Source organism: Cedecea colo, assembly GCF_011808225.1.
GTDB lineage: Bacteria > Pseudomonadota > Gammaproteobacteria > Enterobacterales > Enterobacteriaceae > Dryocola > Dryocola colo.
On the sequence record NZ_SOYS01000004.1, the window covers coordinates 63,748 to 78,832 of the forward strand.

Sequence of the window (15,085 nt, forward strand, 5' to 3'; positions counted from 1 at the left end):
ACTGCCGAGGTGGACCATTTTTACCCGAGTCGCTAATTTTTGCCGCAAGGTGCTCAACCGCGATGATGTTGTGGCGCAGGAGAGCGAAGATCTCCCGCAAATCACGGTCATCCCGCGTGACCAGCACGCTATTTCCCGCAAAGATATCAGTGAAAATGCCCTCAAGGTGCTCTATCGACTGAACAAAGCGGGCTACGAGGCATATCTCGTTGGCGGCGGCGTTCGCGACCTTCTGCTGGGCAAAAAACCGAAAGATTTTGACGTAACGACCAGCGCCACGCCGGATCAGGTGCGTAAACTGTTCCGCAACTGCCGCCTGGTAGGCCGTCGCTTCCGCCTCGCCCACGTGATGTTTGGGCCGGAAATTATCGAGGTCGCCACCTTCCGCGGGCACCACGAAGAACAAAAAGCCGATCGCCAGACCTCGCAAACCGGACAAAACGGCATGCTGCTGCGCGATAATATCTTCGGCTCCATTGAAGAAGATGCCCAGCGCCGCGACTTCACGATTAACAGTCTTTATTACAGCGTGGCGGATTTTTCCGTCCGTGATTACGTCGGCGGCCTGCGTGATTTACGCAACGGCGTGATTCGCCTGATTGGCGATCCGGAAACGCGCTACCGTGAAGATCCGGTACGTATGCTGCGTGCGGTACGCTTTGCAGCCAAGCTGAATATGTCCATCAGCCCGGAAACCGGCGAACCGATTCCACGTCTCGCTACGTTGATTAACGACGTGCCGCCCGCTCGCCTGTTCGAGGAATCCCTCAAGCTGTTGCAGGCTGGACACGGCTACGCAACTTACGAACTGCTGCGTGAATATCAGTTGTTCCAGCCGCTGTTCCCGATTATCACCCGCAACTTTACCGAGCAGGGCGACAGCCCGATGGAGCACATGGTTGCCCGGGTGCTGAAGAACACCGATAACCGCATTCAAAATGATATGCGCGTTAATCCGGCCTTCTTGTTCTCCGCCATGTTCTGGTACCCACAGCTTGAGATGGCACAGAAGCTGACCCAGGAAAGCGGCCTCGCCTATATGGACGCGTTCGCCCTGGCGATGAACGAAGTGCTGGACGAAGCCTGCCGTGCGCTGGCGATCCCAAAACGTATCACGACCCTTGTGCGTGACATTTGGTCCCTTCAGCTGCGTCTGTCACGCCGCCAGGGCAAACGCGCCTGGAAACTGATGGAGCATCCTAAATTCCGCGCCGCCTACGATCTTCTGGCCTTACGTGCCGAAGTGGAAAACAACCAGGAGCTGCTGCGTCTGACCAAATGGTGGGGCGAGTTCCAGGTCGCAGCGCCTCCGGCACAAAAAGACATGCTCAACGAGTTGGGTGATGAACCCGCAGCACGTCGCCGCCATCGCCGTCCGCGCAAGCGTGCGCCGCGCAGCGGTGGAGCTGCATGACGCTGGCGTATATCGCGCTGGGCAGCAATCAGGCGTCGCCGCTGGAGCAGGTTGCCTCAGCGCTTAACGCCATAGCGGCCATTCCGCACAGTCGGGTGGTCGCCACGTCCTCTTTTTATCGCACCCCACCGCTCGGCCCGCAGGATCAACCAGATTATCTGAATGCCGCCGTGGCGCTGGAAACAGCCCTCTCCCCGGAAGCACTGCTTGACCATACTCAGCGTATCGAACTTGAGCAGGGTCGCGTGCGTAAAGCTGAACGCTGGGGGCCACGCACGCTTGATCTCGACATCATGCTGTTCGGCGATTTAATCCTTTCCACGCCGCGTCTGACCGTGCCTCATTACGATATGAGGAACCGGGCGTTTATGCTGGTTCCGCTGTCAGAAATTGCGCCTGACTGCACCTTCCCGGACGGACAGCGCGTCGCCGATGTGCTCGAAAAGCTTTCCCGCGCGGGCATTACTTACTGGTAACACCGAATCTGTTCCTTTGTTAAAATAGCAATCGATTACACTCCCTCACTATTCCAATCCAGGGATTGCCATGAAACCAACCACAATGTCTCAGTTGCGCCAATGGAAACAGGCTCAACGTAAATTCGCCACCATCACCGCGTATGACTTCAGCTTCGCCAAACTGTTTGCCGAAGAAGGCATCGGTGTGATGCTGGTTGGCGATTCATTAGGGATGACCGTTCAGGGGCACGACTCTACGCTGCCGGTAACCGTAGAGGATATCGCTTACCACACGCGCGCCGTTCGCCGCGGCGCGCCGCATTGCCTGCTGCTTGCAGACCTTCCGTTCATGGCTTACGCCACGCCAGAGCAGGCTTTTGCCAATTCAGCGGCAGTGATGCGCGCCGAGGCCAACATGGTGAAAATTGAAGGCGGACGCTGGCTGGTTGAAACCGTCAAAATGTTAACCGAGCGAGCCGTACCCGTTTGCGGCCACCTGGGGCTGACGCCGCAGTCGGTGAATATCTTCGGCGGCTACAAGATTCAGGGGCGCGATGAAGCGGCCGCGCAAACATTGTTTGACGATGCCGTAGCGCTCGAAGCCGCGGGCATTCAGCTATTGGTGCTGGAGTGTGTGCCGGTCGCGCTGGCTAAACGTATTACCGATGCACTGACCATTCCGGTGATTGGCATCGGTGCCGGCAACGTTACTGACGGCCAGATTCTGGTGATGCACGATGCCTTCGGCATTACCGGCGGTCATATTCCGAAATTTGCGAAAAACTTTCTGACCGAGGCAGGCGATATGCGCGCAGCCGTGCGCCAGTATGCCGCTGAAGTTGAGTCCGGCGCCTATCCGGGCGAAGAACACAGTTTCCACTGACAGGAGAAAAGGCGTGTTGATTATCGAAACGTTACCGCAGCTCCGCCTGCAAATTCGCCGCTGGCGCCAGGAAGGTAAACGCATCGCGCTGGTACCGACCATGGGCAATCTGCACGACGGGCACATGACGCTGGTTGAAGAAGCGAAAGCCGTGGCCGATGTCGTGGTGGTGAGCATTTTTGTGAATCCAATGCAGTTCGACCGCCCGGAAGATCTGGCGCGCTACCCGCGCACTTTGCAGGAAGACTGCGAGAAACTGAATCGCCGTAAAGTCGATCTGGTATTTGCCCCTGCCCCGTCAGACGTGTATCCGCAGGGCATGGATACTCAGACCTTCGTCGATGTGCCGGGAATCTCCACCATCCTTGAAGGCGCGAGCCGTCCGGGTCATTTCCGCGGCGTATCCACTATCGTCAGCAAACTATTTAACCTGGTTCAGCCTGATGTCGCCTGCTTTGGCGAAAAGGATTACCAGCAGCTGGCGCTTATCCGCAAAATGGTTGCCGATATGGGCTACGACATCGAGATTATCGGCGTGCCAACGGTGCGCGCTAAAGACGGTCTGGCGCTAAGTTCCCGCAACGGTTACCTGAGCGCCGAGCAGCGCAAAATCGCCCCAGGCCTTTCCAGGGTTATGAACTCGCTGGCCGATAAACTGCGTGCGGGCGAGCGTGATATCCAGGAAATGCTGGCCATTGCAGCAACCGAGCTGAACGCACAAGGCTTCCGTGCTGACGATCTGCAAATTCGCGATGCGGACACGCTGCTGGAGCTGGGTTCGGAGAGTAAACGCGCGGTGATTCTGATGGCCGCATGGCTTGGTCAGGCGCGTCTGATTGATAATATTCAGGTTGATTTAGCGCAGTAGACACTGTCTGAAAAACGGGCAATACTGCTGCGATATATTCATGGGATCGATATTTTTCGATGCCGTTTCGGCCCAGTAACTAAGGTTTAATTTATGATTCGCACCATGCTGCAAGGCAAGTTACACCGCGTGAAAGTGACCCAGGCGGACTTGCACTATGAAGGCTCCTGCGCCATCGATCAGGACTTCCTGGAGGCGGCAGGCATTCTGGAATATGAAGCCATCGATATTTACAATGTGACCAACGGCAAGCGTTTTTCCACTTACGCCATCGCCGGTGAGCGCGGTTCTAAAATTATCTCCGTCAACGGTGCAGCGGCGCACTGCGCCGACGTGGGCGACATTCTGATTATCGCCACTTACGTGACGATGCCGGACGAGCAGGCCCGCAGCTGGCAGCCCAAAGTCGCCTATTTTGACGGCGAGAACGAGATGAAGCGCCTGGCAAAAGCCGTGCCGGTTCAGGTAGCTTAAGGTTCTGAGCAGAAAAAGGCCCGCTTAAAGCGGGTCTTATATAGCCGACAAAGAAAGAAAAAGCGTGGTTTTTCCTTCTTTGTGTTTATCAGCCGAAAATCAATCCGTTGATTTTCCTTATTTTTTATTCGAAGGCATACGTTCAACCTGTGTTGGTTGAAAGTTTGTCAGCAAGCTGAGACCGCTTAAAGCGGGTCTTTTTTTTCCTAAGATCCGGGCTGATTGGTGATCAATCTCGACATGGTCTCCAGCGAATCCGTCCGCAAAATATAAAGCCGTTTTAGCAAGAACGGATTATCTCCCGGCTTCACCTTGCCCCTCACCGTTGTCACCGCCATATGAAATCCCGCGTTATTCGCGGCCTTTACCGCCTTGTCGTCATAGCCGCCGAATGGATAAGACAGATACAGCACGTGTGGATTGAACTGCGCCAGCGCGCGTCTTGAGCGTTCAAAATCAAACAGAACATTATGATAGCTGCGGCTTAGTAAGATTGGGTGACGATAACCGTCAACCCGGTGCAGGAAATGCGTGTGGGACTGCACGTCAAAGACGTCCTGGCTGGCCTGCAATTCCTGGACGCTCATAAACTGCAATGCTTGCGGATTCCACGGCTGCGGGCGACGCTTGATACGTGACGAGATAATAAACGAGGTCGCTTTAAAGCCATACTCTTTAAGAATTGGGTAAGCGTAGCGATAAACTGATTTTAGCCCGTCATCAAAGGTGATCGCCACCGAACGCGCCGGCAAATTCATACGATTACGCACGTAACCTTCGAGCTGATACATGGTCAGCGTGGTATAGCCCATATCGCGCAGCCAGGTCATTTGGTTGCTGAAAGCCACCACGGAAGTGGTTGTTGAAGTATGGCGGAAGCGGGTGTTTTCTTCGTCACGCAGGATGTGATGGTAAGTCAGCACCGGAATGCCGTTATCCTGCTGCGCATCCAGGCCGCTTACATAGCCCAGACGGTTGCCGATGCGGATTTGAAACCAGGTCTGGTTGAGGCGATCTTTCAGGCGGGCAATAACAGGGTAACGCAAATTTTTTGCCAGCGTTCCAAAAGGCGCGCTGCCGGCGCTCGGGGCGTTATAGATTTGCACATCGCGAAAGGTGACAAGATTTTGATTGCTGAGCGGCTTGTTTAAATCGCCCAGGCGGTCTTCAACACGCTGCTTGCCTGCCACCGGCCCGAGATGCGTTTTATCGATAAAGCCGGTGCCGAAACCAAACCTGAATTCATAGTAATCCGCAGCAGCAGGCACCACCGCGAGAATCTGTCCTTCCTGTATTGTGCCAACCGAGATGACCTTATTCCCCACCTGCGCCCAGATATCGGCATCCTCGGTAGTTTGCATATATTGCGCGGGGGTTGCATGGCTGCTGAGCAGGCTGGCGTTAGCCGTACCGACACAGAACAGCATCAACAGGCAGAAGAAAAAGCGAGTTAGCATAACGGATTTGATGACACTTTTTGCATAACGACGGGAAGGAGGGCTTATTCTAACAAAAACCCGCCCGATACCAACCTTTCAAGTCGATAATGATGCCGGGACAAAGGGTGGATATTTTTGCTGCTGATGCCAGAGGCTGGTGACCTCTTTGCCCCCCTGCTCCACGATGAACTGGCGGAAAGCAGCGCTTGAGAGCGTATCGCGATGATAGCGCATGGCGAAAAGCAGCGGTAGCGTGACGCCGGAGATAACTTCGCAATGAGGGTGTTTATGGCTCAGCTGCGCGGCTGTACGGTAAGGCGCTGCGCCCGTTTTATCCGTCAGGAAGATGACGCCGTCTCCGGAATCACATTTGTAAATCGCATCGCACAGCATGCGGCTGAGCATATTCGTACTTAGTCCCTGCCAGAAATTGACGGCGTAGCACTGAGGTTGCGGACCAAAGCGTTTTTCCATAACGTCCAGCATATTCTGTGCAAAGTAGTCGTGACCTGCGAGCACCCATCCCAACATATCGCCTCTCCCGTTAGCGAAATGCCAGTTTGCCAGAATGGATGTCGGGCGGCGTGATGTCAGTCAATCTTCGACGGGAAAACCTGACGGACTTCCCCCGCAGGGGAAGCCTGTACGGCTAGCTGCGCAAGCCTCGACCACGCTGGATCAGATACCAGCACAGCAGATAGAACGCGGCGATAAAGGCCACCAGCACCACTACGGTGAAGAGTAACGGCACATCGCTGATGCCGAGGAAGCCAAAGCGGAAGCCGCTGATCATATAGACGATTGGATTCAGGTGCGACAGCGCCTGCCAGAACGGCGGCAGCAGCGTCAGCGAGTAGAATACGCCGCCCAGATAGGTCAGCGGCGTCAGCACAAACGTGGGGATCAGGCTGATATCATCAAAGGTTCTGGCGAACACGGCGTTAAGTAATCCCGCCAGTGAAAACAGAATCGCGGTCAGCACCAGGGTCAGGGCTACGAACAGCCATGAGTGTACCTGGAACGGCACGAAAAACAGCGAAATCGCCGTCACCAGCACGCCGACACACAGGCCACGCGCCACGCCGCCGCCAACGTAACCAGCGATGATCACATGCGTTGGCACCGGGGCCACCAGCAGCTCTTCAATATTACGCTGGAACTTCGCGCTGAAGAACGATGAGGCGACGTTTGCATAAGCGTTGGTGATCACCGCCATCATGATCAAACCCGGCACGATAAATTGCATATAGGTAAAGCCGTGCATTTCGCCGATGCGCGAGCCAATCAGGTTACCGAAAATAATAAAGTACAGCGTCATGGTGATGACAGGCGGTACTAACGTCTGGATCCAGATGCGGGTGAAGCGGTGGATCTCTTTGGTCCAGATGCTTTTTAATGCCACCCAATAAAGATGCATCATGCCTGGTCTCCTTTTTTCGTTACCAGCGTGACGAATAGCTCTTCCAGACGGTTGGCTTTGTTACGCATACTTAATACCTGAATCCCTTGCGCGCTTAACTGGCTAAAGACGCTGTTAACTCCCTGTTCACGCAGGACTTCTACTTCAAGCGTTGCGGTATCGACCAGACGATACTGATAGCCGTCAAGCTTCGGCAGCGGGCTTTTTGGCGCCAGATCGAGAATAAAAGTTTCGGACTTGAGCTTGGAAAGTAGCGATTTCATCGAGGTGTTTTCTACCAGTTCGCCGCTCTGAATAATGCCGATATTGCGGCACAGCATCTCCGCTTCTTCCAGATAGTGCGTGGTCAGAATGATGGTGGTGCCTTTGTCGTTCAGATCCTTTAAGAAGCCCCACATGGAACGCCGAAGTTCGATATCCACGCCTGCGGTTGGTTCATCAAGAATCAACAGCTTAGGCTCGTGCATCAGGGCGCGGGCGATCATTAAGCGACGTTTCATGCCGCCTGATAGCATGCGCGCACGTTCGTTGCGTTTTTCCCACAGATCGAGCTGTTTTAAATACTTTTCGCTGCGCGCTATCGCTTCGCCACGCTCAACGCCGTAGTAGCCAGCCTGATGTACAACGATCTGCTGCACCGTCTCAAACGGGTTGAAGTTAAATTCCTGTGGGACCAGACCAAGCTGGCGCTTTGCATTTACCACATCCATCTGCAGGTCGTAACCAAACACCCGCACGCGGCCAGAAGTTTTATTCACCAGCGAGCTGATTATTCCGATGGTGGTGGATTTGCCTGCGCCGTTCGGGCCAAGTAAAGCATAAAAATCCCCCGCTTCGACGCGAAGATCTATGCCGCGCAGCGCCTGTACGCCGCCGGGATAGGTTTTCGTGAGCTTAGATAGTTCTAATGCAATGGTCATTGTTTGGGATTACCTTTCATGATGCAAATTTGTTAAGCAGTTTTAAAATTTATCGAGTTGCCCTATATTACCTCAACGCACTTATTCGGTTACAGGTTGTTAACCTCCATGAAAGATATAGATACGCTCATCAGCAATAACCAGATGTGGTCAAAACTGATGGAAGATGAAGATCCGGGCTTTTTCGAACGCCTGGCTTTGGCACAGAAACCCCGTTTTCTGTGGATTGGCTGCTCGGATAGCCGCGTACCGGCTGAACGTCTGACCGGCCTTGAACCCGGTGAACTGTTTGTTCACCGTAACGTGGCGAACCTGGTTATCCACACCGACTTAAACTGCCTTTCTGTCGTGCAATACGCGGTAGATGTGCTTGAAGTTGAACACATCATTATTTGCGGGCACTACGGATGCGGCGGCGTACAGGCGGCGGTTGAAAACCCGGATTTAGGGCTTATCAACAACTGGCTGCTGCACATTCGTGATATCTGGTTCAAGCATAGTTCGCTGCTGGGAGAGCTTCCGCAGGAACAGCGCCTTGATACCTTATGTGAGCTGAACGTTATGGAACAGGTGTATAACCTGGGCCACTCCACGATTATGCAATCCGCATGGAAGCGCGGGCAAAAAGTCACCGTACACGGCTGGGCCTACGGCATACACGATGGTCGTCTGCGCGATCTGGAAGTGACGGCAACCAGCCGCGAATCGCTTGAACAGGGTTACCGTAGCGGGATTTCAAACCTGCGACAGTCCCATAGCAGCCATAAGAATAGAGTAACTGCGGAATAATGCAGATAGCAAAAAGGGCCCTGAAGGCCCTTTAGATTACTGACAAAGAAGGAAAAAGCGTGGTTTTTCCTTCTTTGTGGTTATTTGCCGAAAATCATGAATTGATTTTGCTGTTAATTTTAGGCTGGCATCTTCCAGAACTTCGTAAGCTATGAGGTTTGTCATCAGTCTCAAGGGCCTGAAGGCCCTTTGCTTTTCTGCTCGTTAAGTCGCTGATTGTTAAGTTATTCGTCCAGCAGCACTACTTTGCCAACGTAGGGCAGATGACGATAGCGCTGAGCGTAATCAATACCGTAACCCACCACAAATTCGTCGGGAATGGAAAAACCAACCCACTCAACGTTGACGTCCACTTCGCGGCGCTCTGGTTTATCCAGCAGCGTGCAGATAGCGAGGGATTTTGGCTGGCGCAGGCTGAGAATTTCACGCACTTTGCTTAACGTGTTGCCGGAATCGATGATGTCTTCCACAATCAGCACGTCTTTGCCGCGGATATCTTCGTCCAGGTCTTTGAGGATTTTCACATCGCGGGTGGTGGACATGCCGCTGCCGTAGCTGGAGGCGGTCATGAAATCGACTTCATGGGGCACCTGCACTTCACGGCACAGGTCCGCCATAAACATAAACGAACCGCGCAACAACCCCACCAGCACCATATCACTGCCGCTGTCGCAATAATGTTCACTTATCAGGCGGCCAAGTTCAGCGATGCGGGCTTTGATTTCCGTTTCCGGAATCATGACTTCTACACTATGTTTCATATCTATAACCAAATGATTTTAAAATCAAATAATCCAGCGCCGGTTCAGTTTAATCCAACACAAAATATTCAGGCCAGCAGTATAACAGCAAATCACAATTGCAGGCATTTTCAATAAAAAGCTATTTATGTGATGCAGATCACACATGTTAATAACTATAATCAATTGCTATCAAACTTTTAAGAGCGTGATAATTGTGAAAATAAATAACTCAGGATCGCGTGTTCTCGCGGCCTTATCAGCCCTGTTTGCGGTGCTTACCGGGTTGTATTTACTTATTGGCGGAATATGGTTAGTGGCAATTGGTGGGTCATATTACTATCCAATTGCAGGGGTGGTGATGCTTGTCACCGCATGGTTACTGTGGCAACGCAAAGCGCTGGCCTTGTGGATTTATGCCGCATTGCTGCTTTGCACCCTGGCATGGGCCGTCTGGGAAGTCGGTTTCGATTTCTGGGCGCTGACGCCGCGTTTAGACGTGCTCTTCTTCTTTGGCGTATGGTTGTTGTTACCTTTTGTCTATCGCCAGTTCATTCTGCCCACCGCAGGCGCCGCACCGGCGTTAGGTGCCGTTCTGGCTATCACGGTTGTGGCTCTGATCTGGGCGGTATTTAACGATCCGCAGGAAATTAACGGCACGCTTAATACAGACGCAACCGCTTCTGCCGCGCCGGCTTCCACAATTCCTGATGCCGACTGGCCTGCTTATGGCCGTAATCAGGAAGGCCAGCGCTATTCTCCTTTAAAACAGATCAACGATAAAAACGTTGGTCAGCTGAAGGAAGCCTGGTCGTTCCAGACTGGCGATGTGAAACGCCCAACCGATCCGGGCGAAATCACTAACGAAGTTACCCCGATCAAAATCCGTGACACGCTTTACCTGTGTACCGCACACCAGCAGCTTTTCGCGCTGGATGCCGCAACGGGTAAACAGAAGTGGAAATTTGATCCGCGTATGGATACTAACCCTACGTTCCAGCACGTGACCTGCCGTGGCGTTTCTTATCATGAAGCTACAGCGGATAACGCCAGCCCGGACGCGGTTTCAGACTGCCCGCGCCGCATTCTTCTTCCGGTGAATGATGGCCGCATGTTTGCCGTGAACGCTGATAACGGTCAGCTATGCGAAAGCTTTGCTAACAAAGGCATTCTGAATCTGCAAACCAATATGCCGGTAACGACGCCTGGCATGTATGAGCCGACTTCACCGCCAATCGTCACTGATAAAGTTATCGTTGTTGCGGGTGCGGTAACGGATAACTACTCCACCCGTGAGCCATCTGGCGTGATTCGTGGGTTTGATGTGAACAGCGGAAAACTGCTGTGGGTGTTCGATCCGGGTGCGAAGGAGCCGAATGCTATTCCAGGCGATGAGCATCACTTCTCCATCAACTCACCGAACTCCTGGGCGCCGGCAGCTTACGATGCCAAACTGGATCTGGTGTATCTGCCAATGGGCGTGACCACGCCGGATATCTGGGGCGGCAACCGCACGCCGGAACAGGAGCGCTACGCCAGCAGTATTCTGGCGCTGAACGCCACGACCGGTAAACTGGCCTGGTCCTATCAAACCGTGCACCACGATCTGTGGGATATGGATATTCCCGCTCAGCCAACGCTTGCGGATATCACCGATAAGAGCGGCAACACCGTTCCGGTAATCTACGCACCGGGAAAAACCGGCAACATCTTTGTTTTGGATCGCCGTGACGGCAAGCTGGTGGTTCCGGCTCCGGAAAAACCTGTACCACAAGGCGCGGCGAAAGGCGACCATGTCTCACCTACCCAACCGTTCTCCGATCTGAGCTTCCGTCCGAAGAAAAATCTGAGCGGTGCGGATATGTGGGGCGCGACCATCTATGATCAGCTGGTCTGCCGCGTAATCTTCCACAAGCTGCGTTATGAAGGCATCTTCACTCCGCCATCTGAGCAAGGCACGCTGGTATTCCCTGGTAACCTGGGCATGTTCGAATGGGGCGGTATTTCTGTCGATCCTAATCGTCAGGTAGCGATTGCCAACCCAATGGCGTTGCCGTTTGTCTCTAAACTGATGCCGCGTGGCCCGGGCAACCCAATGGAACCGCCTGCAGACGGACAGGGCACCGGTTCTGAGGTAGGTATTCAGCCGCAGTACGGTGTGCCTTATGGCGTAACGCTCAATCCGTTCCTCTCTCCGTTCGGCTTACCTTGTAAGCAACCGGCGTGGGGCTACATCTCTGCGTTGGATCTGAAAACCAACGAAGTGGTGTGGAAAAAACGTATCGGTACCGTGCGCGACAGCTCGCCGCTTCCGCTGCCGTTTAAAATGGGCATGCCGATGCTGGGCGGCCCAATTTCCACGGCGGGCAACGTCCTGTTCATTGGTGCAACCGCAGATAACTATCTGCGCGCGTATAACATGAGCAACGGTGAAAAACTGTGGCAGGCTCGTCTGCCGGCCGGTGGCCAGGCAACGCCGATGACTTATGAAGTGAACGGTAAGCAGTACGTCGTAATTTCCGCAGGTGGCCACGGCTCCTTCGGCACGACGATGGGCGATTACATCGTCGCTTACGCTTTACCGGACGACGCTAAGTAAACCTTCATTGCTCTCTTCTGGAGAGAGACATAATTGAAAATGCCCGCACCTTACGGTGTGGGCATTTTTTTACGCCACGGTAAAGCCAAGCATCATGCCCGTATCTTCATGTTCAAGCAGATGACAGTGCGCCATATACGCATGTTCTGCAGATGCCTGATGATTAAAGCGCACCAGCACCTCGCTGCGTCCGCCTTCTACGTGAACCGTATCCTTCCAGCCCTGACGATGCGCCGCGACCGGCTGACCGTTCTCGCTCAGAATGCGGAACTGCGTGCCGTGAATATGGAACGGGTGCAGCATCATGTCGCCTTCACCTGAGATCGTCCACTTCTCATATTTTCCCTTAACGGAGGCAAAAGCGGGCGCATGCATATCGAAAGCTTTGCCGTTGATCTTGTTGGCATTATGGAAGTCAAAATCGTGCCCCATCTGCCCGTGATTCATCTGGCCGTGGTTCATGCCGCCGTGATTTATACCAGCCAGCGCACGGTCGCCATATTTCTCCGTCAGCGCCTGCATGCCCATCATGTCGAGCATCGGGTCCATCATCAGTTGCAGCCAGCGTTCGGTTAGCCCTGCGAGCGCAGGCAACGCCGGCACGTCCACCAGCTTATCCGGTAGCGTTCCCGAAGCGGCAATACGCAGCGGCTGAATACGTGCGACCGGCACCGGTTTATCAAACGGCGCCACGGTCATGCCTATTTGTTTGACAGGCAGCGTGACAATATCAAAAGGTTTGCCGTCGAGGGTATCCACCAGCACTTCGAAACGCTCGCCCGTCAGCATCGACAGTTCGGTAACCTTCACCGGTTCGGCCAGAAAACCGCCGTCGCTGGCAATCACGTACAGAGGACGGTTGTCGCTGGCGGCAATGTTCAGGGAACGGGCGTTACAGCCGTTCAGCAAACGCAGACGCAGCCAGCCGCGTGGATTGGAATGCTGCGGATAGCTTACGCCATTGCACAGCAAGGTATCGCCGAACCAGCCTACCGCAGCGCGCATTACGTCCAGCCTGTAATCAATCTGTCCGTCTGCGGAAAAATTTTTATCCTGAATAATCAGCGGAACATCGTCGATGCCCCACTGCTTTGGCAACATTAGCTGGCGGCCTGGCGTATCTTCAATTAACACCAGACCCGCAAGCCCCATTGCAACCTGATGCCCGGTTTTACCGTGCTGATGAGGATGGAACCAGCACGTCGCCGCGCGTTGCTGCGGGGTGAAAGTCACGCTGCGTTTTCCACCTGCGGCAATCACGCCTTGCGGGCCGCCGTCAACCTCGCCCGGCACTTCCAGACCATGCCAGTGCACCGTAGTTTCTTCAGCCAGGCTATTATAAATATTTACGGTGACAGTTTCGTCCCGGGTAAGTTGTAAGGCAGGACCAAGCAGATTGCCATTGTAACCCCAGGTGGTGGCTGATTTTGCCCCAAAAGCAATTTTGCCGGATTGAACGGTTAAGCGAATGCTGTTTTTAGCATCCGGCGCGAGTAAAGCGGGTATCGGTAAGACGGGCTGGTCCATCGCTAACGCCGCACGGCTCCAGAGCGGCAGCGCGCTAAAAGCGCCAAAGGCGGCGGAATGTTTCAGAAAATCACGGCGATGCATATTCAGTTCCTTTAAGTCAGCAGGCGTGCCTGTGAGCATAAACCTTTCCCCAGCGGGAAGGTCAAGTTTGCGGCAGATAATAAATCTCGTCGTGGTCCAATTAACTGTGATAACGTTTCGCATCTGATAAAAAGTGGTAGACGTGATGAAGATGGGAGTTAGGGCGTTAATGTTGGGTGTTTTGCTGGCCTTTTCTACCAGCAGTCAGGCACTTAGCGAATCCGAAGCGGAAGATATGGCCGATCTGACTGCGGTGTTTGTATTTTTGAAAAATGATTGTGGCTACCAGAACCTCCCTAACGGACAGATTCGTCGCGCGCTGGTCTTTTTTGCTCAGCAAAACCAGTGGGATTTAAGCAACTACGATAGCTTCAACATGAAGGCACTGGGTGAGGACAGCTATCGCGATCTGAGCGGCATCGCTATCCCGACGGCAAACAAATGTAAATCGTTGGCCCGTGACTCTTTAAGCCTGCTCGCCTACGTTAAGTAACCCGCCCTCCCCAGGATTTCTGCTGAAATAGTAGCCGTGCATACGCGGCTATTGTTGACTATTATGTTGCGCCCATTTTTCAAGGGTGTGAATGAAGAGGCCCAGGACCATGACCGATAAAAAAGTGTGGCGCGAAACGCTGCATGAAAATTTTGGCCAGTACTTTGCCATCGACAATGTGCTCTATCACGAGAAGACGGAACACCAGGATCTGGTCATCTTCGAGAACGCCGCTTTTGGGCGCGTGATGGCGTTAGACGGCGTGGTGCAAACCACCGAGCGCGATGAGTTTATTTACCATGAAATGATGACGCACGTTCCGCTGCTGGCTCATGGTCAGGCGAAACAGGTGCTGATTATCGGCGGCGGCGATGGCGCGATGCTGCGTGAGGTCACGCGTCATAAGAACGTTGAAAGCATCACCATGGTAGAAATCGATGCAGGCGTAGTGTCTTTTTGCCGCCAGTATCTGCCGAATCACAATGCCGGCAGCTACGACGATCCGCGCTTTAGGCTGGTTATCGACGACGGCGTCAACTTTGTTACCCAGACCACGCAAAAGTTTGACGTGATTATTTCCGACTGTACCGACCCAATCGGGCCGGGCGAAAGCCTGTTTACTTCCGCGTTTTACGAAGGCTGCAAACGCTGCCTGAACCCGGGCGGTATTTTCGTCGCGCAAAACGGTGTCTGCTTCCTGCAACAGGATGAAGCCATCGATAGCCACCGCAAGCTCGGCCATTACTTTGCAGACGTCAGCTTTTACCAGGCGGCGATCCCGACCTATTTCGGCGGCATCATGACCTTTGCATGGGCAACGGACAATCCCGCCCTGCGCCATCCCGGCACCGAAATCATCCAGGCACGATTCCAGAAGGCCGGTATTACCTGCCGCTATTACAATCCGGCAATCCACACGGCGGCATTCGCTTTGCCGCAATATTTGCAAGATGCGCTGGCCTGTCAGTCATCCTAAG

General features: G+C 53.8%; 15 protein-coding genes. 9 read left to right on the forward strand and 6 right to left on the reverse strand.

Annotated elements, in window-relative coordinates; genetic code table 11:
• Positions 1 to 16 precede the first annotated feature (16 nt).
• From pcnB to panD, 5 genes are all read left to right on the forward strand, one after another.
• Positions 17 to 1,414, forward strand: a complete 1,398-nt coding sequence (pcnB, locus tag E2L00_RS10685) for a polynucleotide adenylyltransferase PcnB (RefSeq protein WP_338031923.1) — start codon at positions 17 to 19, stop codon at positions 1,412 to 1,414.
• Entirely contained in the window at positions 1,411 to 1,890 is a 480-nt protein-coding gene (folK, locus tag E2L00_RS10690) for a 2-amino-4-hydroxy-6-hydroxymethyldihydropteridine diphosphokinase (protein ID WP_167610959.1), read from the forward strand. The genes pcnB and folK overlap by 4 nt, the downstream gene beginning before the upstream one ends.
• A 70-nt stretch (positions 1,891 to 1,960) precedes the next feature.
• Positions 1,961 to 2,755: a 3-methyl-2-oxobutanoate hydroxymethyltransferase gene (gene panB / locus E2L00_RS10695; RefSeq protein ID WP_167610962.1), complete on the forward strand. Its 795-nt coding sequence runs from the start codon at positions 1,961 to 1,963 to the stop codon at positions 2,753 to 2,755.
• A 13-nt stretch (positions 2,756 to 2,768) separates the two neighbouring features.
• A complete protein-coding gene (gene panC / locus E2L00_RS10700) occupies positions 2,769 to 3,623 on the forward strand; it encodes a pantoate--beta-alanine ligase (protein WP_167610965.1) in 855 nt (284 codons plus the stop codon).
• 93 nt (positions 3,624 to 3,716) lie between these two features.
• Entirely contained in the window at positions 3,717 to 4,097 is a 381-nt protein-coding gene (panD, locus tag E2L00_RS10705) for an aspartate 1-decarboxylase (protein WP_167610968.1), read from the forward strand.
• Positions 4,098 to 4,303: 206 nt separating this feature from the next.
• Here panD and E2L00_RS10710 read toward each other — a convergent pair whose 3' ends face one another.
• The 4 genes from E2L00_RS10710 to E2L00_RS10725 form a co-directional block, all read right to left on the reverse strand.
• A complete protein-coding gene (locus tag E2L00_RS10710; RefSeq protein WP_167610971.1) occupies positions 4,304 to 5,554 on the reverse strand; it encodes a polysaccharide deacetylase family protein in 1,251 nt (416 codons plus the stop codon).
• Between the two features lie 78 nt (positions 5,555 to 5,632).
• The gene (locus E2L00_RS10715) at positions 5,633 to 6,067 is read right to left on the reverse strand and encodes a PTS sugar transporter subunit IIA (RefSeq protein ID WP_167610974.1); all 435 of its coding nucleotides are present in this window, start codon (positions 6,065 to 6,067) and stop codon (positions 5,633 to 5,635) included.
• Between the two features lie 118 nt (positions 6,068 to 6,185).
• Complete coding sequence (locus tag E2L00_RS10720) at positions 6,186 to 6,956, reverse strand: ABC transporter permease (RefSeq protein WP_167610977.1); 771 nt, start codon at positions 6,954 to 6,956, stop codon at positions 6,186 to 6,188.
• Positions 6,953 to 7,876 (reverse strand): ABC transporter ATP-binding protein, encoded by a 924-nt coding sequence (locus E2L00_RS10725; RefSeq protein ID WP_167610979.1) that lies wholly within the window; start codon positions 7,874 to 7,876, stop codon positions 6,953 to 6,955. Before E2L00_RS10725 ends, E2L00_RS10720 begins: the two co-directional genes overlap by 4 nt.
• A 108-nt stretch (positions 7,877 to 7,984) precedes the next feature.
• Here E2L00_RS10725 and can point away from each other — a divergent pair, with 108 nt between their 5' ends.
• Entirely contained in the window at positions 7,985 to 8,665 is a 681-nt protein-coding gene (can, locus tag E2L00_RS10730; RefSeq protein WP_167610982.1) for a carbonate dehydratase, read from the forward strand.
• A 224-nt stretch (positions 8,666 to 8,889) separates the two neighbouring features.
• Here the strand turns inward: can and hpt are convergent, their stop codons facing one another.
• On the reverse strand, positions 8,890 to 9,426 hold the full coding sequence (hpt, locus tag E2L00_RS10735) for a hypoxanthine phosphoribosyltransferase (RefSeq protein WP_167610985.1): 537 nt from the start codon (positions 9,424 to 9,426) through the stop codon (positions 8,890 to 8,892).
• 145 nt (positions 9,427 to 9,571) lie between these two features.
• Between hpt and E2L00_RS10740 the strand changes: the two genes are divergently transcribed.
• On the forward strand, positions 9,572 to 12,004 hold the full coding sequence (locus E2L00_RS10740) for a glucose/quinate/shikimate family membrane-bound PQQ-dependent dehydrogenase (RefSeq protein WP_167610988.1): 2,433 nt from the start codon (positions 9,572 to 9,574) through the stop codon (positions 12,002 to 12,004).
• Between the two features lie 69 nt (positions 12,005 to 12,073).
• On the opposite strand, the gene cueO is transcribed toward E2L00_RS10740, so the two are convergent.
• A complete protein-coding gene (cueO, locus tag E2L00_RS10745; RefSeq protein WP_167610991.1) occupies positions 12,074 to 13,615 on the reverse strand; it encodes a multicopper oxidase CueO in 1,542 nt (513 codons plus the stop codon).
• Between the two features lie 145 nt (positions 13,616 to 13,760).
• On the opposite strand from cueO, the gene E2L00_RS10750 reads away from it, so the two are divergent.
• Positions 13,761 to 14,108: a YacC family pilotin-like protein gene (locus E2L00_RS10750; RefSeq protein ID WP_121266924.1), complete on the forward strand. Its 348-nt coding sequence runs from the start codon at positions 13,761 to 13,763 to the stop codon at positions 14,106 to 14,108.
• Positions 14,109 to 14,217: 109 nt separating this feature from the next.
• Entirely contained in the window at positions 14,218 to 15,084 is an 867-nt protein-coding gene (gene speE, locus E2L00_RS10755; RefSeq protein ID WP_167610994.1) for a polyamine aminopropyltransferase, read from the forward strand.
• Position 15,085 lies beyond the last annotated feature (1 nt).

Coding starts and splice junctions, on each gene's coding strand:
- can (WP_167610982.1), top strand. CDS start 7,985: ATGAAAGATATAGATACGCTCATCAGCAATAACCAGATGTGGTCAAAA.
- panB (WP_167610962.1), top strand. CDS start 1,961: ATGAAACCAACCACAATGTCTCAGTTGCGCCAATGGAAACAGGCTCAA.
- panD (WP_167610968.1), top strand. CDS start 3,717: ATGATTCGCACCATGCTGCAAGGCAAGTTACACCGCGTGAAAGTGACC.
- E2L00_RS10740 (WP_167610988.1), top strand. CDS start 9,572: ATGTTAATAACTATAATCAATTGCTATCAAACTTTTAAGAGCGTGATA.
- E2L00_RS10750 (WP_121266924.1), top strand. CDS start 13,761: ATGAAGATGGGAGTTAGGGCGTTAATGTTGGGTGTTTTGCTGGCCTTT.
- E2L00_RS10720 (WP_167610977.1), bottom strand. CDS start 6,956: ATGATGCATCTTTATTGGGTGGCATTAAAAAGCATCTGGACCAAAGAG.
- E2L00_RS10725 (WP_167610979.1), bottom strand. CDS start 7,876: ATGACCATTGCATTAGAACTATCTAAGCTCACGAAAACCTATCCCGGC.
- folK (WP_167610959.1), top strand. CDS start 1,411: ATGACGCTGGCGTATATCGCGCTGGGCAGCAATCAGGCGTCGCCGCTG.
- speE (WP_167610994.1), top strand. CDS start 14,218: ATGACCGATAAAAAAGTGTGGCGCGAAACGCTGCATGAAAATTTTGGC.
- E2L00_RS10710 (WP_167610971.1), bottom strand. CDS start 5,554: ATGCTAACTCGCTTTTTCTTCTGCCTGTTGATGCTGTTCTGTGTCGGT.
- hpt (WP_167610985.1), bottom strand. CDS start 9,426: ATGAAACATAGTGTAGAAGTCATGATTCCGGAAACGGAAATCAAAGCC.
- cueO (WP_167610991.1), bottom strand. CDS start 13,615: ATGCATCGCCGTGATTTTCTGAAACATTCCGCCGCCTTTGGCGCTTTT.
- E2L00_RS10715 (WP_167610974.1), bottom strand. CDS start 6,067: ATGTTGGGATGGGTGCTCGCAGGTCACGACTACTTTGCACAGAATATG.